At 61.1% G+C, this 19,400-nt stretch carries 21 protein-coding genes, 7 tRNA genes and 1 riboswitch; of the genes, 24 read left to right on the top strand and 4 right to left on the bottom strand.

The genetic code is table 11. From position 1 onward, the window contains the following. Positions 1-45: 45 nt before the first annotated feature. The 4 genes from sleB to BTUS_RS09660 all read right to left on the bottom strand — a co-directional run bounded on the left by sleB (position 46) and on the right by BTUS_RS09660 (position 1,927). Positions 46-765 (bottom strand): spore cortex-lytic enzyme, encoded by a 720-nt coding sequence (sleB, locus tag BTUS_RS09675; RefSeq protein ID WP_013075911.1) that lies wholly within the window; start codon positions 763-765, stop codon positions 46-48. Between the two features lie 86 nt (positions 766-851). Further along, positions 852-1,421, bottom strand: coding sequence for a manganese catalase family protein (locus tag BTUS_RS09670; protein WP_013075910.1), 570 nt, complete (start codon positions 1,419-1,421; stop codon positions 852-854). A gap of 27 nt (positions 1,422-1,448) precedes the next feature. Further along, a complete protein-coding gene (locus tag BTUS_RS09665) occupies positions 1,449-1,712 on the bottom strand; it encodes a spore coat protein CotJB (RefSeq protein WP_013075909.1) in 264 nt (87 codons plus the stop codon). Further along, positions 1,709-1,927: a spore coat associated protein CotJA gene (locus tag BTUS_RS09660; protein ID WP_013075908.1), complete on the bottom strand. Its 219-nt coding sequence runs from the start codon at positions 1,925-1,927 to the stop codon at positions 1,709-1,711. Before BTUS_RS09660 ends, BTUS_RS09665 begins: the two co-directional genes overlap by 4 nt. A gap of 142 nt (positions 1,928-2,069) precedes the next feature. Here BTUS_RS09660 and BTUS_RS09655 point away from each other — a divergent pair, with 142 nt between their 5' ends. The 24 genes from BTUS_RS09655 (at position 2,070) to BTUS_RS09540 (ending at position 19,007) form a co-directional block, all read left to right on the top strand. Further along, complete coding sequence (locus BTUS_RS09655; RefSeq protein ID WP_013075907.1) at positions 2,070-2,756, top strand: response regulator transcription factor; 687 nt, start codon at positions 2,070-2,072, stop codon at positions 2,754-2,756. Then, positions 2,753-4,156: a sensor histidine kinase gene (locus BTUS_RS09650; protein WP_013075906.1), complete on the top strand. Its 1,404-nt coding sequence runs from the start codon at positions 2,753-2,755 to the stop codon at positions 4,154-4,156. The genes BTUS_RS09655 and BTUS_RS09650 overlap by 4 nt, the downstream gene beginning before the upstream one ends. 80 nt (positions 4,157-4,236) lie before the next feature. Continuing rightward, entirely contained in the window at positions 4,237-4,443 is a 207-nt protein-coding gene (locus tag BTUS_RS09645; RefSeq protein WP_013075905.1) for a DUF1657 domain-containing protein, read from the top strand. A gap of 92 nt (positions 4,444-4,535) precedes the next feature. Continuing rightward, positions 4,536-5,408, top strand: a complete 873-nt coding sequence (locus BTUS_RS09640; protein WP_013075904.1) for a DUF421 domain-containing protein — start codon at positions 4,536-4,538, stop codon at positions 5,406-5,408. Then, positions 5,405-5,875, top strand: coding sequence for a stage V sporulation protein AC (spoVAC, locus tag BTUS_RS09635; RefSeq protein ID WP_013075903.1), 471 nt, complete (start codon positions 5,405-5,407; stop codon positions 5,873-5,875). Before BTUS_RS09640 ends, spoVAC begins: the two co-directional genes overlap by 4 nt. A 21-nt stretch (positions 5,876-5,896) precedes the next feature. Further along, a complete protein-coding gene (spoVAD, locus tag BTUS_RS09630; RefSeq protein ID WP_013075902.1) occupies positions 5,897-6,907 on the top strand; it encodes a stage V sporulation protein AD in 1,011 nt (336 codons plus the stop codon). Positions 6,908-7,001: 94 nt separating this feature from the next. Next, positions 7,002-7,151: riboswitch (cyclic di-AMP (ydaO/yuaA leader) on the top strand. Between the two features lie 4 nt (positions 7,152-7,155). After that, on the top strand, positions 7,156-7,908 hold the full coding sequence (locus BTUS_RS16895; RefSeq protein ID WP_013075901.1) for a 3D domain-containing protein: 753 nt from the start codon (positions 7,156-7,158) through the stop codon (positions 7,906-7,908). 223 nt (positions 7,909-8,131) lie between these two features. After that, positions 8,132-8,560 (top strand): Fur family transcriptional regulator, encoded by a 429-nt coding sequence (locus tag BTUS_RS09620; protein ID WP_013075900.1) that lies wholly within the window; start codon positions 8,132-8,134, stop codon positions 8,558-8,560. Positions 8,561-8,612: 52 nt separating this feature from the next. Further along, positions 8,613-8,978, top strand: a complete 366-nt coding sequence (locus tag BTUS_RS09615; protein WP_013075899.1) for a hypothetical protein — start codon at positions 8,613-8,615, stop codon at positions 8,976-8,978. Positions 8,979-9,250: 272 nt separating this feature from the next. Beyond that, positions 9,251-9,335: transfer RNA gene (locus BTUS_RS09610), tRNA-Leu, on the top strand. Positions 9,336-9,338: 3 nt separating this feature from the next. Beyond that, positions 9,339-9,414, top strand: a tRNA-Ala gene (locus tag BTUS_RS09605). Positions 9,415-9,435: 21 nt separating this feature from the next. Further along, positions 9,436-9,510 (top strand) — tRNA-Asn (locus BTUS_RS09600). Position 9,511: 1 nt separating this feature from the next. Next, a tRNA-Glu gene (locus BTUS_RS09595) sits at positions 9,512-9,586 on the top strand. 6 nt (positions 9,587-9,592) lie between these two features. Continuing rightward, a tRNA-Met gene (locus tag BTUS_RS09590) sits at positions 9,593-9,669 on the top strand. Between the two features lie 4 nt (positions 9,670-9,673). After that, positions 9,674-9,750, top strand: a tRNA-Asp gene (locus tag BTUS_RS09585). Positions 9,751-10,044: 294 nt separating this feature from the next. After that, positions 10,045-10,524 (top strand): DNA starvation/stationary phase protection protein Dps, encoded by a 480-nt coding sequence (dps, locus tag BTUS_RS09580; protein WP_013075898.1) that lies wholly within the window; start codon positions 10,045-10,047, stop codon positions 10,522-10,524. A gap of 337 nt (positions 10,525-10,861) precedes the next feature. After that, a complete protein-coding gene (locus tag BTUS_RS09575) occupies positions 10,862-11,470 on the top strand; it encodes an anthranilate synthase component II (protein ID WP_013075897.1) in 609 nt (202 codons plus the stop codon). Further along, positions 11,467-12,924, top strand: coding sequence for an anthranilate synthase component I family protein (locus tag BTUS_RS09570; RefSeq protein WP_013075896.1), 1,458 nt, complete (start codon positions 11,467-11,469; stop codon positions 12,922-12,924). The genes BTUS_RS09575 and BTUS_RS09570 overlap by 4 nt, the downstream gene beginning before the upstream one ends. Positions 12,925-13,050: 126 nt before the next feature. Then, the gene (locus BTUS_RS09565; RefSeq protein ID WP_013075895.1) at positions 13,051-14,571 is read left to right on the top strand and encodes a MurT ligase domain-containing protein; all 1,521 of its coding nucleotides are present in this window, start codon (positions 13,051-13,053) and stop codon (positions 14,569-14,571) included. Then, entirely contained in the window at positions 14,507-15,292 is a 786-nt protein-coding gene (locus tag BTUS_RS09560) for a type 1 glutamine amidotransferase (protein ID WP_041304051.1), read from the top strand. Before BTUS_RS09565 ends, BTUS_RS09560 begins: the two co-directional genes overlap by 65 nt. A 147-nt stretch (positions 15,293-15,439) precedes the next feature. Beyond that, positions 15,440-15,514, top strand: a tRNA-Arg gene (locus tag BTUS_RS09555). A gap of 224 nt (positions 15,515-15,738) precedes the next feature. After that, on the top strand, positions 15,739-16,389 hold the full coding sequence (locus tag BTUS_RS09550; RefSeq protein ID WP_013075893.1) for a L,D-transpeptidase family protein: 651 nt from the start codon (positions 15,739-15,741) through the stop codon (positions 16,387-16,389). Between the two features lie 304 nt (positions 16,390-16,693). Continuing rightward, positions 16,694-17,650 (top strand): TIGR01777 family oxidoreductase, encoded by a 957-nt coding sequence (locus BTUS_RS09545; RefSeq protein WP_013075892.1) that lies wholly within the window; start codon positions 16,694-16,696, stop codon positions 17,648-17,650. Positions 17,651-17,690: 40 nt separating this feature from the next. Next, the gene (locus BTUS_RS09540; RefSeq protein WP_245543406.1) at positions 17,691-19,007 is read left to right on the top strand and encodes a glucose-6-phosphate isomerase; all 1,317 of its coding nucleotides are present in this window, start codon (positions 17,691-17,693) and stop codon (positions 19,005-19,007) included. Positions 19,008-19,400: the final 393 nt, after the last annotated feature.

Here is a 19,400-nt window from a genome sequence, read left to right as displayed (position 1 = left end):
AACCTCCTCTGGTGGCCGTTGTTTCGAGCTCGATGCGAGTCGTTCTCATCGCGTAAAAATGTGCCGGCCGATCTGTTTGATTTGGGGCCTGGACCAAATCCAACGGGAGGTGGCGGTGGCGGGGTTAAAATAGTAAATCGCTCCACCGGTGGGATCCCACCCCCGGATGGCGTCCAAGACCGCTTTTCTGGCCTCGCTGTCCGGGGTGAGCCAGATCTGTCCATCCGAGACGGCGGTAAAGGCCCCGGGTTGAAAAATGACCCCTGGGATGGTGTGGGGGAAGCGGGGATCTTCCAGACGGTTGAGGACCACGGCTGCGACGGCGACCTGGCCGGTGTAGGGTTCTCCCCGGGCCTCCCCGTAAACCACCCGGGTCAACAAGTCGATGTCCCGGGCGGAGAACCGCCCGACCCCGGTGGCCGGCGAGGCCGAAGTTTGGGCGGGGGCCGGTCGGTATCCCCGGGACCTTTGCACGAGAGCCGCTTTGGTGGCGGGGCCGGCGATCCCATCCACTCGCAGACCGACATCGCGCTGGAAATTTCTCACGGCCCAATAGGTCTGCCATCCGAACACCCCGTCGATGGCTCCGTGGTAATAGTTCACATAGCGGAGCCGGCCTTGCAGCTCTGTCACGTCCACACCCCGGCTGCCCCGCATCATGTTCCAGTTCCAGTTGGCGAACCCTTGAGCGGAAGGGGCTACGCTCCCCCATAAACAAAGGACCGCGATGAGGATCGCGGCCGCGAAAGGAATGGTTCTGCGCACGGTCCCGACCTCCTTCGTCGATTAATCTGAACCGAAGGAGGCGAGGCCATACGGAACCCCGTCAAAGGAATCGCCGGGAACTGGAATTAGAAAATATGTGGCTGTTCCCGCTCCTGTTTTAAGATTTCAACGGCCTCCCGGAATCGCTGGGAGTGAACCACTTCCCGCTCCCGCAGAAATCTCAGGGCATCGTTCACATCCGGATCATCGGACATGTCGATCAACCATTGGTACGTCGCCCGGGCTTTCTCTTCGGCGGCAATATCTTCATACAAGTCGGTGATCGGGTCTCCTTTGGCTTGGATATAGGTGGCGGTAAAGGGCGCTCCAGCCGCGTTGTGGTAAAAGAGTGCCGGTCCGTGGTCTGCCACGTGGTCGCCGAGCCCGGCTTCTCGCAACTGCTCCAGGGTCGCATCTTTGGTGAGTTTGTACACCATCGTGGCGATCATCTCCAGGTGACCAAACTCTTCGGTTCCGATGTCCGTGAGCAAGCCCGCGATCCGGTCGGGAATGGTGTAACGCTGATTGAGGTATCGGAGGGCGGCCGCCAACTCCCCATCCGCTCCGCCGTACTGTTCGATCAAATATTTGGCGAGCCGTGGGTTGCACTGGCTCACCCGGACCGGGTATTGCAGCTTTTTCTCATATACCCACATCGTCATCCCTCCTCGTCAGCGCCGAGGTTAAACTTGCCAGGGCCAAGGACTTTCCACCCATTCCCAATGATGGGCGGACCGCCCGACGCCCCCGGCGGTCAAGGGTCCGAACCGGGACTCGAACCCGGCCGCGATGGCTTTCCGGCGCTCGTTCCACGCTCGGTACTGTTGGAGCGCTTGGGCGTCCCCCGGGTGGGTGTCCAGGTACAAATGCAACTCCATCAACACAAAATCGACCGTTTGCAGCTGTTCCAGCCACTGGTAATACTCTTCGGATACGGGTGGTTTCATGAGTGATCCCCCCGATGGGGTTCCCCGTACGGGCTGTATAACGCCGGCCAAAGGGTCCCCCGGCGCAAGGCTTCCCGGGCCGGGTACTGGGGCAAACCCGGTGGCTGAAATCCCAAGTACAACTCTGGAGGCGTTTGGTAGAATTTTTGTCGGATGGGTGCACAAGGATCGTGGGGACTCACATAAGGGTAGTACACTTTTTGTTGGGTGAACACGGCACTCCCTCCCGCTGGGCATTGTTCACGCCATACTATGCGAAAGGGCGGGCAAGAGCCCCGAATTTGGGCCCTTTCTTCAACAGATCTTCAAGATTGTCCGGTATAATGACATCAGTTGATGATAAAGGACGGGGTCGACATGGAAGCGATGCTCTTGCTGGTGGACGATGAACCGCGGGTCCTGGACGTCATGGCGACGTTCCTGCAGGGGGAGGGGTTCCGAATCGTTACCGCCCAAACCGGCCGGGAGGCTTTGGAGGTTTTTCAAAAACATCAGCCCGACCTTGTGGTCCTGGACTGGATGTTGCCCGAGATGAGCGGACTCGATGTCTGTCGGGAGCTGCGCCGGATGGGCAGCGTGGGCATCATCATGGTGACGGCCCGGACGGAAGAGGCGGATAAGATCGTCGGCCTTGAGGTGGGAGCCGATGATTACATCACCAAACCCTTCAGCCTGCGGGAATTGGCTGCCCGAATTCGCTCGGTGTTGCGGCGCACCCAGGGGGGCGGGGATGAGCCTTCGGTGCTGCGCCGGGGTGATTTGACGATCGACGAGACGAAATTCCGGGTGTGGAAAGGGGATCAGGAGATCGTTCTCACCCCGACGGAGTTCAAAATTCTCGTGACCCTCGCTTCCAGGCCGGGAACGGTTTACAGCCGTTTGCAACTGTTACAAAGCGCCCTGGGGGAGACTTACCTCAACTACGAGCGAACGGTGGATACTCATGTCAGCCATTTGAGGAAAAAAATTGAAGATGATCCCGCGGAACCGCGCTATATTCAAACGGTATATGGGGTCGGATACCGATTCGGTGAGCGCCTGTGAAAGTCCGGGACAAATTGTTCTTGGGGATGGCGGCTCTGATCCTGTTCATGGCCGCCGTTTTTCTCACCATTTCCCAAGGGTATGTCAAACATTTGTTTCAGCAGTATGCCATGGCGGCCCGCCAGGGCCAAGTCCAGCAGTGGGAACAGCTGCTGGCTTATTATTATGTGCAAAATGACGGCTCCTGGGAGGGGGTCGGTCAGTTTGTGACGGCGGTGGTCAGCCAGCAGCTGGCGACGAAAAAGGAACCGCTGCGATTCTTGTTGTTAGATTCGAAACGACAGGTCGTGTTGTCCCTCGGTGTGAGCGGGGGCCATCCGGACCTTGGAACGGGTTGGGAAGTCCCGGTGACCGTTGCGGGACAAACGGTGGGGATTCTGTGGGTGTCCGATCAAAACATCCAGGGTCTCGCGAAGATTGAAGGTACGATTTTGCACTCGATGACTTTGGCAACGGTGACCGGCGTGATCCTGACGACGGTGGCGGCCCTGCTCGTAGCGGCCTGGTTGGCCCGGCGGATCACCGAACCCCTTCGGGCGCTCATCGATGCCACCCGGCGCATTCAAAAGGGGGACCTCGGGCCGAGGCTTTCCATCGCCACCCGGGATGAATTCGGAGAAGTGGCCCAGGCTTTTAATGAGATGGCCCTTCAGTTGTCGAGAATCGAAGAGACCCGCCGCCACCTGGTGGCGGACGTTGCCCACGAATTGCGGACCCCTCTGACGATCATCCAGGGGCAGTTGGAACTCATTCAGCAAGGGGTTAAGCGCGCCGAGCCTGAGACATTACTCCCGATTCAAGATGAAGTGATGCGTTTGACCCGCCTCGTCGGGGATCTTCATCAACTTTCGTTGGCCGAAGCCGGCCGACTTCCCCTTGAAAAAACATGGACAGATCTCACCGCCTTGGCTGGGCGCATTGTCGACAACTTTCAAATCGAGGCTGAGGCCAAGGAGATTACCCTCAGTTTGGAAGCGAGCGATTCCATTCCCGTCTACGTAGACCCGCACCGGATGACCCAAGTGATCGTCAATCTGGTTGGCAACGCCCTCCGCTATACACCCACCGGGGGCACCATCCGCATCGTCGTGCGACAGGAAGGATCGGAAGCCATCCTGGCCGTGTCGGACACGGGGCCGGGGATTCGGCCGGAACATCTCCCGCACATCTTTGACCGATTCTTTCGGTCTGACGAGGCTCGGTCCCGGGAAGAGGGTGGGACCGGCCTGGGACTGGCTATTGCCAAGGAGTTCGTGGAGGCTCACGGAGGCCGAATCGGTGCCGAATCCAGGCCAGGAGAAGGAACGACCTTTACCGTCCGCCTTCCGAAAGGTTTAACGGTTACCGATCGTGCGTCTCTCCAACCCGATGATGGCTTTCGTAGGGACCAACAGGACTGAGGAGGAATGAATTCCCAGAGGGGGCTACTGCACGAAATCCCTGCAGCCCGGACACACTGTCAACGGGAGGTGAGGGATCCGTGACTGTGGCGTCTCAAGTAAAACAAACGCTAGCAGGTCTGAAATCGGCCCAGGCGTCCTTGGAGCAATTCGCCTTGCAAACGCAGGACAAAGCGGCCAAAAAAGCGTTTACCGACGCCGCCACCCAGACGCAGTCGATCATCAACACGCTGCAAAGCCGGGTGACGCAGCTGGAACAGCAGGAACCGGAGTACAAGGGGTTCTGATCGCAAAGGCGGGGAGTTCAGCGGGAACTCCACCCGGGTTCCCGCTGAACTTCCTCCGCGCAACCCCAGGGCCGGCGGGGAGGTGGGCTGTCGTGGAGGGGGCGGTCAGCGCTTTCCTACGCTCCATTGTCATCTTTTTCGTCCTGCTGTTGTTCACCAAGATCCTCGGAAAACGGGAAATTTCCCAATTGTCCTTCATTGACTTTGTCTCGGCCATCACCATGGGCGACATCGCCGCCAACCTCTCCTATAATTTGGAAGGAGAAATGGGGAAGGGATTCTCTAGTCTGATGGTCTGGGTGTTTCTCCCGTTTCTCCTGTCGTATATGGCGTTGCATTTTAAATGGGTGCGGCGCTTTCTGAATGGCAATCCGGTGGTGGTGATCCGCCAGGGGAAGGTGATGGAGGATAACCTTCGCAAGGTGAGGTATTCCATTGATGATCTGATGCAGCAACTGCGCCAGCGCAACGTGTTTCACGTGGCCGACGTGGAGTTTGCGGTGCTCGAGGCAAGCGGACAGCTGACGGTGCTAAAAAAGGCGGACTTGGAACAGCCGACCCGCCGGGATTTGTCGGTTCCGGCCGAGTTGCGCAATGAACCTCATGTGGTGATCGAGGACGGCCACATCAATCACGAGGCCCTCACCAAGGCAAATTTGGATCCCGGGTGGCTCTTGGCGGAACTGGAGCGAAAGGGGTTCCTCTTGTCCAATGTGTTCCTCGGGCAGGTGGATTCCCAAGGGAATCTGTATGTCGATCTGTATGACGATAACCTGCCAGTTCCGGCGTCCACCCATCGCCAGGCAACGCTCGCCCTACTGAAACAGGCTCAGGCGAGTCTTGAGATGTTCGCCATTCAGAGCGAAAAACTGGCTTCTAAAGGGCAATATGAGCGGTTGGCTAAAGATCTGGGCCAAGTGGTTCGTGGCGTTGAACCGTTTTTGCGGGGAGGCGGGGGAGGGTGAGGCCAAAAGACGCGAAGACCACTCCGACCCAGCGGGCCTATGCGGAACGTGTGATGAAGATCCGGCAACCCGTCCCGCTGGTGAAAAACTGCATCCGCGCATTTTTCGTCGGCGGGGCTCTTTGCCTGCTCGGGCAGTTGATTCAGACGGGATGGATGCGGTGGTTTGGCTTGGACAAAGAGATTGCGGCGAGTCCCACGGTGGCCACGTTGATCGCTCTCTCGGTTTTGGCCACGGGGTTGGGTGTCTATGACCGCTTCGCCCAGTGGGCCGGTGCGGGGTCGGCGGTTCCGGTGACGGGGTTTGCTAATTCCATGGCCAGCGCGGCGATTGAACACCGTTCTGAGGGCTGGGTCCTGGGGACGGCGGCGCAGATGTTTAAATTGGCCGGGCCAATTCTCGCCTTCGGGGTGACCGCAGCTTTTTTCGTGGCCTTGGTCAAAGCACTGTGGGTCGCCGGTTCGTGAGAACCGGGAGGAGGTGGCGGAATGGGACGGGTGGGCCATCAAACCTATGTCTTCGAACGGCAGATCGGCATTCGTACCACCGGGGTGGTGGTGGGACAAAAAGAGGCGGAGGGGCCTTTGGCGAAGTATTTTGACCGGCTCCACGACGATATGCGCATGGGGCAGAAGACTTGGGAAAAAGCGGAACGGACGCTGCTCAAGGAAGCGATGGATCTGGCCATGCGCAAGGCGGAGTTGGAAAAAGAAGACATTCCTCTGTACATCGGCGGGGACCTGATGGATCAGATCACCACCACGAATTTTGCGGCCAGTTTCCTCGGCTCGATGTATCTGGGCATCTACAGCGCCTGTGGCACGACGGTGGAAGGGTTGGCCCTGTCGGCGATGATGATGGAGAGCGGCGCGGTGGACCGGGTGATGACCGGAGCCGTGAGTCATACATATGCGGCGGAAAAATTGTATCGCTTTCCCAATGAGTATGGGGTTCAAAAACCTCCTTACGCCCAGCGGACCGTCACCGGAGCGGGCGTGGCCCTGTTAGAACCCGGGGCGGCCCCCCGGGTGGAAGCGGCCACCTTCGGCAGGGTGGTGGATTCGGGACTGAAGGATCCTTTTGACATGGGCAGCGCCGAGGCCCCAGCGGCGGTGGCGACCATTGTGGCTCATTTGCAGGATCTCGGTCGGAGTCTCGACGATTACGGTCTCATTCTCACCGGGGATCTAGCCCGGGTTGGGCTCACCTTTGCCAAGCAGCTTCTGGAAGGCCAAGGGGTTACGCCGACCGAACGGGTTGAAGATTGCGGGGTGATGATCTACCGGGAAGACCAGGGGGCATTCGCCGGGGGCAGTGGAGCCGGGTGCTCGGCCGTGGTGATGTACGGGTGGGCGGTGAATCAGATGCGTCAGGGTCGCTATCGAAGGGTGCTCTTATGCGGGACCGGCGCGCTTCATTCTCCGACCAGCGTGAAACAAGGGGATAGCATTCCGGGGATCTGTCACGCGGTGAGTTTAGTCATGGATGGAGATGGGTGAGTTGTGCCAGGGCGCCCCAAAAATTGGTCAAGGATCCGCCAACTTCATATGGATGTGCTGGGATGTCGCAGGTATACTGGGAAACGACCTTTGAAAAAACGACCGGCCGAGTCGCCACAGTTCCGAAATTCCGGGCGTGGCGTACGGGGGAACCAAATGTGTGGGGTGAAATGACCCGGTGGTCATCGGGCGACCTTTCGACCGAACCCGGCAGCTAACCCCGGAGGCCGCCGAAAGGAGAGAGGGAAGTGAGCCCTTCCGTGTGGTTGGTGCTGGCGACGTCGTTGTCGTTCGGCATGCAGTCGGTGGGAATTGGGGCGTTCGGTCCCTCCCTGAATCACGCTTTTTCGGTCAAATCTGATGGCGGTGACGGTGTCTCCGGATTGGCGAGTCGCTCCCTTTCGCCGACCGAGGCCGGGGCAACCGTGACCGTGCATCGCGGGGATGAGGGATCCAAGGCACAGCCGGCCCCGGCGCCGGGTGAATCGGCCGCTCCCGCTCCGCAAAACTCCACCCAGGGCAACGGGCGACCTGCGGAGGTTTCCGAACCGCCCGCCAAGGCTCCCGAGCCGGCTCCCGTGAAGAAGGAAGTCCGGCGGACGGCACCAAAACCTGCGGCGACGGCGGTGAGCGTGAAGCCCGTGAACCGACAGACGGTTCAGCAGCAGGCCCAAGCGCCTTCCCAGGGGGCGGTCAGGACCATGACCGCCACGGTGTATGGGCCGGGAAACTCCGGCCCATACGGGGATGTGGATGCTTTTGGCCAGCCTTTGCACGTCGGCGTAGTGGCCGTGGATCCGAAGGTGATTCCACTGGGATCCCGGGTGCTGATCAAAGGTTTTCACGCTCCGGGGATCTCGCAGGACGGTTTTTATGCCGTGGCCTCGGACATGGGAGGAGCCATCCAGGGCAATCGTATCGACGTGTTCTTGCCGCTGGATCAGGAACAGCTGCTCGACATCGGCATGCAACAGGTGACCGTGCAAATTTTGGGGGAGTAAAGGGAGCGGGGCCGTTTTCAGGGGAGTTCCTGAAAATGGCCCCTGCTTTTTGAAAGTGAGGCAAATTTGACGGGTGGCGGCGATTGTGCAAGGGTGTCGGAGTGACACAAATTTTGTCGAAAGATGGACAAAAAGTGTTCCCAGTTTAAACCTATGCAAAGACCACGGTTTTCTCATATAATCATATTTATAGAGAGCTAGAGAGATGTGAGAGGTGATGGCCATGCGGTCCTACGACGAAGCGGTGGGTCTGTTGAAAGGGCGCGGTGTTCGCATCACCCCGCAACGGACGGCCATCCTCCAGTACCTGTTGTCTCATCGCACGCATCCTACGGCTGATGAGATTTATCGGGCCATTCAACCGTCCTATCCCAATGTGAGCGTGGCGACGGTGTATAACAATCTGCGGGCGTTTCAGGAGGCGGGCTTGGTTCGGGAACTGACGGCCGGAGATCACGCAAGCCGCTTTGACGTCAATATGGTCCCGCACCATCATGCGGTGTGCGACCGTTGCGGCAAGATCGTCGATTTTTACCACCCGCAATTGGACGGGCTGGCGGACGCGATGGAAGAGGAACTGGGCTTCACGGTGACGGAACAGCGGATCGAGGTTCACGGTCTGTGCCGGGAATGCCGTCAGCGGCCTTCGTGATAAGTAAAATAGGAATTTCGGCCACGCATGCCGATGGCGATGGAGGCGAAAGATGTTGCAGGGACGCAGGGTAGCCGGCATCGTTTTTGTCCTTGGGGTATTATTCCTGGTGGTCTTACAGTTCGTGATGGATCCGGTTCGACAAGCCAAAGATCCCGTAGCAGTGGCGAATAATTTTATCGGATATGTGGAGCTTCAGCAGTTTGACAAAGCAAGTCAGTTTTTGAGCAGCAGTTTCCGCAACAGCGGCCAGTCGGACCACGTCCTGCGACAGTTGTGGCAGAACCTCGATCAGAACGCGGTGAATGTCAAGCTGGTCTCCAATACCGGTTCCGAGGCGAGGGTGCAGTTTTACAACGATCCCAACGCTGTACTCGTTTTGACCAAAGAAGGAAATCGGTGGGTTGTCAGTAACTGACGAGACCGGCACCCGAAGGGACGGAGAACCGTAGCCAGGGCGAAGGAGTGCCTTGGCTGCGGCCCTGGCCGTGGCTGCGGTTTGCCATCGCGGCGACCTGGATCAGCGCCTTGCGTGCTGCGAAATGTTCGTCTGTTAAAATCAATTGGGGGGTTGACACGGCGGCGAGTTGGCTTATATAATCATCCTTGCGTCTAGATCCCAGGATGAACGGAGACTTGGACGCTGAACTTCGGGACTCGGCAGTCAGGTGCCGAGGATGCAGAAGCGATGCCGAAGTGGCGGAATTGGCAGACGCACACGACTCAAAATCGTGCGGGGAAACCCATGTCGGTTCGAGTCCGACCTTCGGCACCACGTGGGGGTATAGCTCAGTTGGGAGAGCGCTAGAATCGCACTCTAGAGGCCAGCGGTTCGAATCCGCTTACCTCCACCACGCCTTGGACAAGGCGACCGTTCCTCGGTAGCTCAGTGGTAGAGCGTCCGGCTGTTAACCGGGTGGTCGCAGGTTCGAATCCTGCCCGGGGAGCCAAGGCCCCATGGTCAAGTGGTTAAGACACCGCCCTTTCACGGCGGTAACGGGGGTTCGAATCCCCCTGGGGTCACCAAAACGTCGCGGGGTGGAGCAGTCTGGCAGCTCGTCGGGCTCATAACCCGAAGGTCGCAGGTTCGAATCCTGTCCCCGCAACCATATTGGAGCTGTAGTGTAGAGGCCCAACACGCCTGCCTGTCACGCAGGAGATCGCGGGTTCGAATCCCGTCAGCTCCGCCATACGAATCACAAGAGCTCGCCGAGAGGTGGGCTTTTTTGCTTTTTGCGGGGCTGCCAGGGATCCGGACGAAGGCCTCCGGGGTGCATCGGCTGGCGGAGCCTGTGAAGCAAGCGGGGGACCGGCGGCGCCGGCTCTCCAGTACAATTGATCGACCGGGCGACAGACGCGGAGGACACCCGGTGGACATTCTGAGCAAGCCGCGAGCATGCGGCCCGCTCAGAATGTCCGTCGAGCTACGACTCGGGTTATAGGGTATAATTGGTTTGCATCGAATGAATATGGGGGTGTCCACAATGACGAACTTGCAGTCGACGAAGATCAGTCTGCCTGAAAACGTGCGCCGAAACATGGTGGAACTGCTGAATCGCCATGTCGTGCTGTTGACGGATCTGGCCATTCAGACCAAACTGGCACATTGGAATGTCCGAGGGCCGCATTTCATCGCCTACCACGAACTTTTTGACGACCTGGCCGGGCGCTTGACGGAACTCACCGATATGGTGGCGGAACGGGCCGCGACGCTGGGCGGAACGGTCGGCGTGCCGGTGCAAGAGGTGGCGAAGCGGACCACGCTCGCGGTATGGCCCGTGGAGGAGCGGAGGGATGCGGAGGTGATCCGTCTGCTCGCGGAACGTTGGGCGGTGGTGGCCAACAGCGTACGTGAGGCGATTGCGGCAACGGCGGAGACCGATCCGGACACTTCGGATCTATTCACGGAAGTGTCGCGTCAGTTGGATAAAGATCTGTGGTTCCTCGAGTCGCACCTTTCCTGATGCCGATGCGGGGCAGAGCCGGGACAGCGGGTTGCCGCTGTCCCGGTGGGCCTTCCGCCTCCGTTTGTTGAACCGGCCCCAGCGTCTCTGGGTTGCACCTGATTCCGCCCTCCAAGCAGCCCGTCTCTCTCCCGTGGTTTCGGGTCCATTGACGCCCCATGTTCATCTCGAATTGAGACCCTGGCGGCACGGCGACGTGCCTTGACAGGCGGAATCTCGAAGGGATAGAATGAGGCCAATCCGGGGGATCCGGTGGAGTGAGGGCGTGCGGCGCTCCACTTGGAGAAAAGGCGGAGAAGAGCAGAGTCGAGATGAGTTGAGATGAGGAGGGTCTCCCTTGGTCTTGATGATCGATAACTATGATTCGTTCACGTACAACCTCGTCCAGTATATTGAGATTTTGGGAATGCCTGTGCGCGTCGTGCGAAACGATGTCGTGACCGCCGAAGAATTGGATCCCGAAACGTACACCCATGTGGTGATTTCGCCGGGTCCGGGGACACCTGGGGACGCCGGCATTTCGATGAAGGTGATCGAACGATTTGCCGGTAAGGTGCCCTTGCTCGGGGTGTGTCTTGGCCATCAAGCCATTGCCGAGGTCTTCGGAGGGAAGGTGGTTCACGCCCGGCGGCTGATGCACGGCAAGACCTCGATGATTTTCCACGACGGATCGTTTCCATTCTCCCGTCTCCCCAACCCCTTTCGCGCCACCCGTTATCACTCCCTGATCGTCGATCCGGCAAGTTTGCCTCCGGAGTTAAAGACCACTGCATGGAGCGAGGAAGATGAAGTGATGGCGATTTGCCATCGGAATTTGCAGGTGTATGGGGTGCAGTTTCACCCCGAATCGATCCTGACCGAAGGCGGGATGAAGATTCTGGCCGATTTTCTCGGGGTGGCCGATGCGGAGCCGGTCCTTCTTGCGGCGGGGGGTGGCGTGCGGTGAGCGTCGCCGGAGGGATTCGAATCCCTGTCGCCACCCGTCGCCGGGCGGTCCTCCGCCGACCCGGGTCGGATGCCTTTGCTTTGTTCCGGGTGATCGCCGAGGAGCTGGGAGCCCGGCGGGTGTTTCTTCTGGATTCGGTGTCGGACCCCAGGGAGCGGCACCGCTTGGCCATCGTGGCGGCCGATCCCGTGTTGGAACTGCGATTCAAGAGGAACCGCATTGACGTGACGGGAGACGAGGCATTGGTGGATGCGGTCAAGCGGCGTTTGGCTCAAGAGCGGCTGGTGGAAGGTTCGGAGATTGCCGGAGACCCGGCGGAGGTCCTGGCGGCGGTATCTGGCGTGTTTGCCCCGGTGGAGGATCTGCCGGCCTTTGCCGGGGGCTTTCTCGGCTATGTGGCGTACGACGCGATTCGGTATTTTGAACGGCTGCCCCACACCACGGTGGACGACCGGCAGCTCGACGACATCCGGCTGCAGGTGCATCGCTCGGTGGTTCATGTGACCGATGAGGGGCTTGAAGTGTTTGCCCACCGGTTCGGCGAGGCGGACGACGACCTCGACCGCGTGCTCGGGTGGATCGATCGGGCCGACCGGCTGCCGGATCTTCCCCGGGACGTGGCTCCGGTGCTGTCGGTCAAACAGGATGTCACAGAAGAAGAATTTGTGCGGCGGGTGGAGAAAGCCAAGAACTACATCGCGGACGGGGACATTTTTCAGATCGTGCCGTCCATGCGGATTCAGGTGAATAGTGCGGCCGATCCCCTGGTGGTTTACGACCGGCTCCGGCGGTGCAATCCCTCCCCGTTCATGTTTTACGCGGATTACGGCGACTCGCGGATCTTCGGGGCCAGTCCCGAGGTACAGCTGCGGGTGCAGGACGGGGTGGCGCAGATGCGCCCGATCGCCGGGACGTCCAAGGGCAAGGGCAAGACGGCGGAGGAGAACCGGCGGTTGGTGGAAGATTTGCTCGGGGATGAGAAGGAGCGGGCGGAGCATCTGATGTTGGTGGACCTATGTCGCAACGACCTGGGACGGGTGTGCCGGCCGGGGACGGTGGTGGTGGAGCAACTCATGGTGGTGGAAGAGTACTCCCACGTGTTCCACATCGTGTCTCATGTGCGGGGGGAGCTGCGACCCGAGGTGAAGCCTCTTCAGGCGATCCTGGCGACGTTTCCGGCCGGGACCCTGAGCGGGACGCCGAAGGTCCGGGCCATGGAGATCATCGACGAGCTGGAGTCGTTCGACCGCGGGCCCTACGGGGGCGCGGTGGGGTTCATCGATTGGAGGGGCAACGTGAATCTCGCGATCATGATCCGCAGCGTGGTCCAAGTCGGCGATGTCTTTTATCTGCAGGCGGGGGCGGGGATTGTGGCGGATTCGGTCCCGGAGATGGAATGGCGGGAATGTGGGCATAAGTTGGCCGCCCTGCACAGCGCCCTGTTCCCGGCATGACCGGGCCTCCGGCGGGGAGGGTCGGAGCCGGCCGCGGATCCGGGTGTCATCCCACGGGCACTTCCCTGTCGTCCAGAGAAAATATGGTATGATAGATCCAGGGACAGTGGCGGGAGGGTCTGATGGGTGGCGAGGCGATGGAGATTCTGGGCGGCCCTGCTCGTTGGACGGGCGGTGTCCCGATTATTGCGGGCCGCGGGGCGAAAAGCGACGACGCTTCCCGGGGTCGTCGCCGTGCGGCTGTGTCCGGATTTTTTGGCCGTGGCGGGGGCGCGGTTTGCCGGGAAAATCGTGCTCATCACCGGGACGAACGGCAAGACGACCACGAGCAACCTGGTCGGCGGCTGGTTGAGAGACAATGGCTGGAAGGTGGTGAGCAACCGCCTGGGGGCGAACCTGGTGCAAGGGATCGCCACGGCGGTGGTGGAGCAGTTGCCTCTGACCCGGCGGGAGCGCGAGGCGGCGGTGTTTGAGGTGGACGAGGCTACCGTCGAGAAGGTCGTGGAGGATCTCGCGCCGGGGGTCGTCGTGGTGACGAATTTTTTCCGCGATCAAATGGACCGGTACGGCGAACTGGACCGGGTGGTGGACTTGGTGGCCGCGGCGTTGGCCCGGGTGCCGAAGTCCTGTGTCTGCCTGATCAACGGGGATGATCCCCTGGCTTATCGCGCCGCTCCCGAAGGGCGGGCCGTGCGGTTTTACGGGCTCGATGCGCCGCAGTGGCTGGAACCCGGGTCCAGGGAGGTTCGGGACGGGAAATTCTGCGGGTTTTGCGGGCATCCCCTGGGTTATGCCGGATTTTTCTACGGGCAGTTGGGGGTCTGGCGGTGCCCGGGGTGCGGCCGGGAGCGCCCGCGACCGGATCCGGCGGCCCGACGGATTCGAATCGCGGGCACGGGTCTTGCGTTTGAGGTGGACGGGGTGCCGGCCCGGCTGGATTCGCCCGGACTGTACAACGTGTACAATGTGCTGGCGGCGTACGGGGCCGTCAGGGCGCTGGGATTGTCGGCGGAACAGGTCCGGGCGGCCACGGGACGGATTCGGACGGGGCTCGGGCGGTTGGAGCGGTTCAGGGTCGAGGGGCGGCCGGTGGTGTTGGCCCTGGTGAAAAATCCGGCGGGACTGAACGAACAGTTGAAGGTGGTCGAACGGACGCCGGACGTGACCGACGTGGTGCTGGTGCTCAACGACCTGTACGCCGATGGGACGGATGTGTCGTGGATCTGGGATGCGGACCTCGAGCGCCTGAAGGACAAGGGGTTCGAACGGGTGTGGTGCGCCGGCACCCGGGCCGAGGATATGGCGATCCGGGTGCGGTACGCCGAGTGGCCGGGGGAGATCCGCATGATCCGGGACCCGACGGCCTGCGTCGAGGCGGCGGTGAGCCGGGATGGCGGACGGCGGTCCGGCGCGGACGGCACCCGGGGGCCGGAAGAAGCCGGTGGGATTGGCCGGTCCGGACAAGGGAAGCGGACGGGAGAGCTGAGCGGCCGGAGTGGGCCCGGCGGCGCGGTGTACGTGTTGACGACCTATACGTCTTTATATACGCTGAGGGACTGGCTGCTGCGGCGAGGCGAGGTGGATGAGCGTGACGACGAAACTGATCATCGGCCACCTGTATCCCGATCTGCTCGATCTGTACAGTGACCGGGGCAATGTGATGATCCTGGAGAAGCGCGCCCGGTGGCGGGGAATCGATGCGGACGTGATCCGGGTGGACGCCGGGGACGACGTCGACCTGCGGGATTGCGATTTGGTGGTGATGGGGGGCGGCATGGACCGGGAGCAGAGTTTGGTGGCCAGGGATCTGCAGCGTCGCCGGACCAACTTCGAGCAGGCGACGGCCGAGGGTACAGTGGTGCTGGCGATTTGCGGCGGCTATCAGTTGCTGGGGGAGTATTTTGAGACCGGGGCCGGCGAGCGGATCCCGGGGATCGGGCTTCTGGACGTGTACACCGTGGCCGGGGAGCGGCGGATGGTGGGCAATGTCATGGCGGAATGTATCCTCGACGGGCGGACGGAGACGATCTTCGGCTACGAGAATCACTCCGGCCGCACGTATCTCCGGGAGGGAACCGAACCGTGGATGCGGGTGGTCCGCGGGGAAGGGAACAACGGCCGCGACGGTACCGAGGGCGCGCGCAAGGGCCGGGTGTTCGGCACATACCTGCACGGGCCGCTGCTTGCGAAGAATCCCCGGCTGGCGGACCGGCTGCTGGGGTTAGCTCTCGAGCGCCGGGGGGCGGAGAAGCTCCGGGCCTTGGCGGACCGCTGGGAGGAGGCGGCCCGGGAGCACCTGGCGCGCCGGTTGGCGGAGTTGGAGGGGATGGAGTCGCCGCACGTCGGGACGGGAGGCGCGAAAAAATAACGTGAGGGGTCTTGCAATCTTTCGGGCGGGGTGGTAAGATAATCTTCGCGTCGGGGAAACGAAGGCATCCCAGGTCCCGAAACGGTTGGACGGCTGTCGACCGGGGAGGCCGAGGTCCGAATCCCGGCCGGGAAGCCTGTGAATCGTGCGCCTATAGCTCAGTGGATAGAGCGCCGGCCTCCGGAGCCGGGTGCCCAGGTTCGAGTCCTGGTAGGCGCGCCATGTTTTAAAGTCACGCTATTAGACACGTAGAATTCCGCGTGCAACGGCCGGGGATTCGATTTTCTGGTTTTGGGGCTGGTGTATATCAACACCGGCCCTTGTTTTATTTGCGTTGTCTACCTCTTGATGGCACCGGAGTATCATTCCACGGCGGTTGAAGACAATAACACGCAGCAAATCCTGCCCTGGTTGTGGAGACCCCTGGAGAAAGAGGGGAAGGGTTGGTGCGTGCCCTGCGGATTGCTCTATGTGTGTGTATCCTTGCCGTGTTTGGGCTCGGGGGGAACGCTCATGTCCGCGCCGAGTCCGGGCCGCCGATGCGGATCGAGGTGGACACCGATGCCCACCGACTTACTGTCTACCGGGACGGCATTGCCATTAGACAATACCCGGTGGCACTCGGGAGACCCGACAGTCCCACTCCCATCGGCCATTGGAAGGTCATCAACAAGTATAAAAATTGGGGTGGCGGATTTGGCACCCGCTGGCTCGGTTTGAATGTCCCATGGGGGATTTATGGCATTCATGGGACCAATCGCCCCCATTCCATCGGGTGGTCGGCGAGCGCTGGCTGTATCCGCATGAGAAACCAAGACGTGGAGGAGCTGTACGAGATGATCCGGGTCGGGACACCGGTGCGCATCATCGGCGACCCGCTGAAATACATGCGCCGGCTCAAGGACGGCGATATTGGAACGGATGTGTGGCTGGTCCAGGACAGGTTGCGCCGCCTGGGCTTTTACCGGGGGCCCTGCAATGGCCGCTTTTCGTTGTCCACCCAAGCGGCCCTCAAAGCGTTTGAACGAAGTCAGCACCTTCCGGTGGACGGCGTGGTGAGTGTGCGGGATTATCATGCCTTGGGATTGATCGAGTAATGTGGCTCTCGTCCCGGTGGGACTGCCCTCCGCTCGGCCCGGATGGTATCATAAGGGGGACATTGCCCGGTCTGTTTGTTGGTGGCGGGTGCGAAGGAGAGTTAGGATGAGGGATGAGCAAGCCCCGATGCATTCCGGGCTCAGGATGCGGGAAGCGCGGCTCAGCGCTTGCGGGTAAACGGCTTCAACCAATTGCACCAATCACGGTGAAAGCCCTTGAGCGGAATTGTCATCAAAGTCGCACGGGAGCCGGTGTTCTTGATTCTCGCAGGTCAGATCGTCCGGGAACGAGGAGGACGGCCAGATGATCGGTCAGAGGGTTGAACACGCCGGGATCGTCGGCGTTACCGGGGGAACAGGTTTTGTCGGCCGGGCGCTTATTCGAGACCTGCTCCACTCAGGGTACGGCGTCATGATCGTGACTCGAGACCCGGAACGGTTTCGGCGGACCGTTCCTGCGGGTGCGGGGGTGGGGGAGGTGGAGATCTGCGGATGGGATGGACTGATGGACCGGGCACGTCGCAAGCGGGTCGAGGCCTGGGTACACTTGGCCGGCGAGCCCATCGCGGGGCGGCGTTGGTCAAAACGGCAGAAAGAGGCGATACTCCGGAGTCGGGCGGAAAGCACCCGGCGGGTGGTGGAGGTCCTGTCCTCCGCCCCTGGCGGGGGCCGTCCGGTGTTGGTAAGCGCTTCGGCGGTGGGATTCTACGGGACTTCTGAGACCGCCGTGTTTACCGAAGAGGACCCTGGCGGGGATGATTTTCTCGCCACAGTGGTCAAAATGTGGGAAGAAGAAGCGCTTCGCGCCGAAAAGTTCGGCGCCCGGGTGGTCAGGGTTCGGCTCGGGGTGGTACTGGGCCGGGAGGGTGGAGCGTTGCCCCGGATGGTTTTTCCTTATCGCTTAGGAATCGGCGGGAGGATTGGCACGGGTCGGCAGTGGGTTTCCTGGGTACACCTGGAAGACGCGGTGGGGCTTTTTCGATTTGCCCTCGAACGTCCTGTCCAAGGGGCGGTCAACGCAGTCAGTCCCAATCCCGTGACGATGGAGACCTTCGGGCGCACCCTGGCCCGGGTGCTGGGCCGGCCTTACCGGGTGCCGGTGCCCGGGGCGGCGTTGCGGGTCGTTTTCGGTGAGGGGGCGGACGTGTTGCTCCGGGGCCAGAGGGTGTTGCCCAAACGGGCGGAGCAGTGGGGTTATGCATTTCGGCACCCGGATCTGGAAGGGGCGCTCGCTGACATTTTCAGGGGTGGGGAACGGTGAGGGGGGCTAGTGTGGGAGAGGGGGAGATGGGTTGATTCGCGTGCAGGTGGATGGGGCGCAGCCCTGGGTGTCCGGTGAGGCGCTTGGCCGACTGATGAGTCAGCTGGAAGCCGCCCAGGGTCGACTGTGGGACCCCAAAGAGGACGAGGGAAAAAAGGGGTGGTTGACCTGGCCGGAAGAGGATCATGACGGGTTGTGGCAGGAAGTGGAGGAGACGGCCACGGAGATTCGCTCCCGGGCGGATGTGGCGGTGGTGGTGGGGATCGGCGGGTCGTACCTGGGTGCCCGGGCGATGACGGCGATGCTCCGCCCGGGGTCGGAAATTTCCGGGTTCTGGGGATTCCCGGTGGTTTTTGCGGGGTATCAGTTGAGCGAGGGGGAACTGTTGCGCCTGATGGACGACCTCGACGACCGGGAGCCTGCGCTCATCGTCGTTTCAAAATCGGGATCCACCTTGGAACCCGGGGCCGCATTTCATCTGTTGCGAACGAACTTGGAGAGGCGTTACGGTCCTCAGGCCAGGGAAAGGATCTACGTGGTGACCGATCCGGAGCGGGGGGCGCTGCGAGAATACGCTGTTGAGAAGGGCTATCGCCGACTACCGATCCCCCCCGACATCGGCGGACGGTACTCGGTGTTGACACCGGTGGGGATGCTCCCGGCAGCGGTGGCGGGCATCGATATCCGGCGCGTTTTGACAGGAGCCCGGCGGGGATGGGAGGATTGTCGCCGTTTGGATTTGTGGGCGAATCCGGCAATCCTGTACGCCGCTGCACGACACTTGTTGTATTTGCAGGGCTGGATGGTGGAGGCGTTGGTGACTTACGAACCCCGAATGGCGGATTTTTCCCGCTGGTGGCAACAATTGTTCGGGGAGAGCCAGGGGAAGGAGGGCCGGGGGCTGTTTCCGGCGTTTTTCCATTATACGACAGATCTACACTCGATGGGGCAGTTTGTCCAGCAGGGACGGCGATTGTTGTTCGAGACGGTCCTTGACGTCGATGGGGCCTCGGCGCCTCAGCCGGCTGCCGGGGAGTCGCCGGATCCCCGGGCGGTGATTCCGGACGATGTGGACGCGGCCTCCGCTTATCTTGCCGGGAAGAGACTGGATGACCTCCAAGAGGCGGCGATGGCGGCCGTGATGGAGGCGCATCGGGAGGGCGGGGTGCCCCAGCTCCGGATTGAAGCGAAAGGGCCGGGGGAGGAATTGTTCGGCGAATTGGTCTTTTTCTTCGAGGCGGCCTGCGCCCTGGGCGGCTATCTGCTCGGGGTGGATCCCTATGACCAACCCGGAGTGGAGGCATACAAACGCAAGTTGAAAGCTCGTTTATTGACCGGGTCGGGTGGCGGGGCCTAGAAGTGCCAAAAAATCCTCCAGGTCGCGGAAAGGGCCACGACAAGGACCGGTAATGGTACACTTCGCTCCATGCGCAGTTGGGCGCGCACGGTCGGACAGGGGCACTGCGCGTTGTAAAGGTCCGGGGAACTCGGCCCTGGGTCTACGGTGTCCTGCAGTGCTGAAACAAGGTGCCATGAATGGCGGGCGGTGTGAGATGCTGTTCTGTGATTGAGCCGGATTTCGGGCGTATTGTCTCGTTTTAAGTGCTTATCCGCTATGAATGGCGATTTTCGGGGAGGACATGACGATCCTGACGAGTCGAGCTGTTGACATAGAGACTCTGCAATGGATACAATGAAAATTGCCTGTTGTGGCCGCTGGTTGGGATTGCTTCCCGGGGACGGAGTGACT

This window comes from Kyrpidia tusciae DSM 2912 (assembly GCF_000092905.1).
Lineage (GTDB): Bacteria > Bacillota > Bacilli > Kyrpidiales > Kyrpidiaceae > Kyrpidia > Kyrpidia tusciae.
The sequence above is the reverse complement of the archived record's forward strand: the minus strand, read 5'-3'. Positions and strand labels throughout refer to the sequence as shown.

Excerpts from the sequence above, each read along its gene's own strand:
- BTUS_RS09670 (WP_013075910.1), bottom strand. The coding sequence starts at position 1,421 with ATGTGGGTATATGAGAAAAAGCTGCAATACCCGGTCCGGGTGAGCCAG.
- BTUS_RS09665 (WP_013075909.1), bottom strand. The coding sequence starts at position 1,712 with ATGAAACCACCCGTATCCGAAGAGTATTACCAGTGGCTGGAACAGCTG.
- BTUS_RS09655 (WP_013075907.1), top strand. The coding sequence starts at position 2,070 with ATGGAAGCGATGCTCTTGCTGGTGGACGATGAACCGCGGGTCCTGGAC.
- spoVAD (WP_013075902.1), top strand. The coding sequence starts at position 5,897 with ATGGGACGGGTGGGCCATCAAACCTATGTCTTCGAACGGCAGATCGGC.
- BTUS_RS09620 (WP_013075900.1), top strand. The coding sequence starts at position 8,132 with ATGCGGTCCTACGACGAAGCGGTGGGTCTGTTGAAAGGGCGCGGTGTT.
- BTUS_RS09615 (WP_013075899.1), top strand. The coding sequence starts at position 8,613 with ATGTTGCAGGGACGCAGGGTAGCCGGCATCGTTTTTGTCCTTGGGGTA.
- dps (WP_013075898.1), top strand. The coding sequence starts at position 10,045 with ATGACGAACTTGCAGTCGACGAAGATCAGTCTGCCTGAAAACGTGCGC.
- BTUS_RS09560 (WP_041304051.1), top strand. The coding sequence starts at position 14,507 with ATGAGCGTGACGACGAAACTGATCATCGGCCACCTGTATCCCGATCTG.
- BTUS_RS09545 (WP_013075892.1), top strand. The coding sequence starts at position 16,694 with ATGATCGGTCAGAGGGTTGAACACGCCGGGATCGTCGGCGTTACCGGG.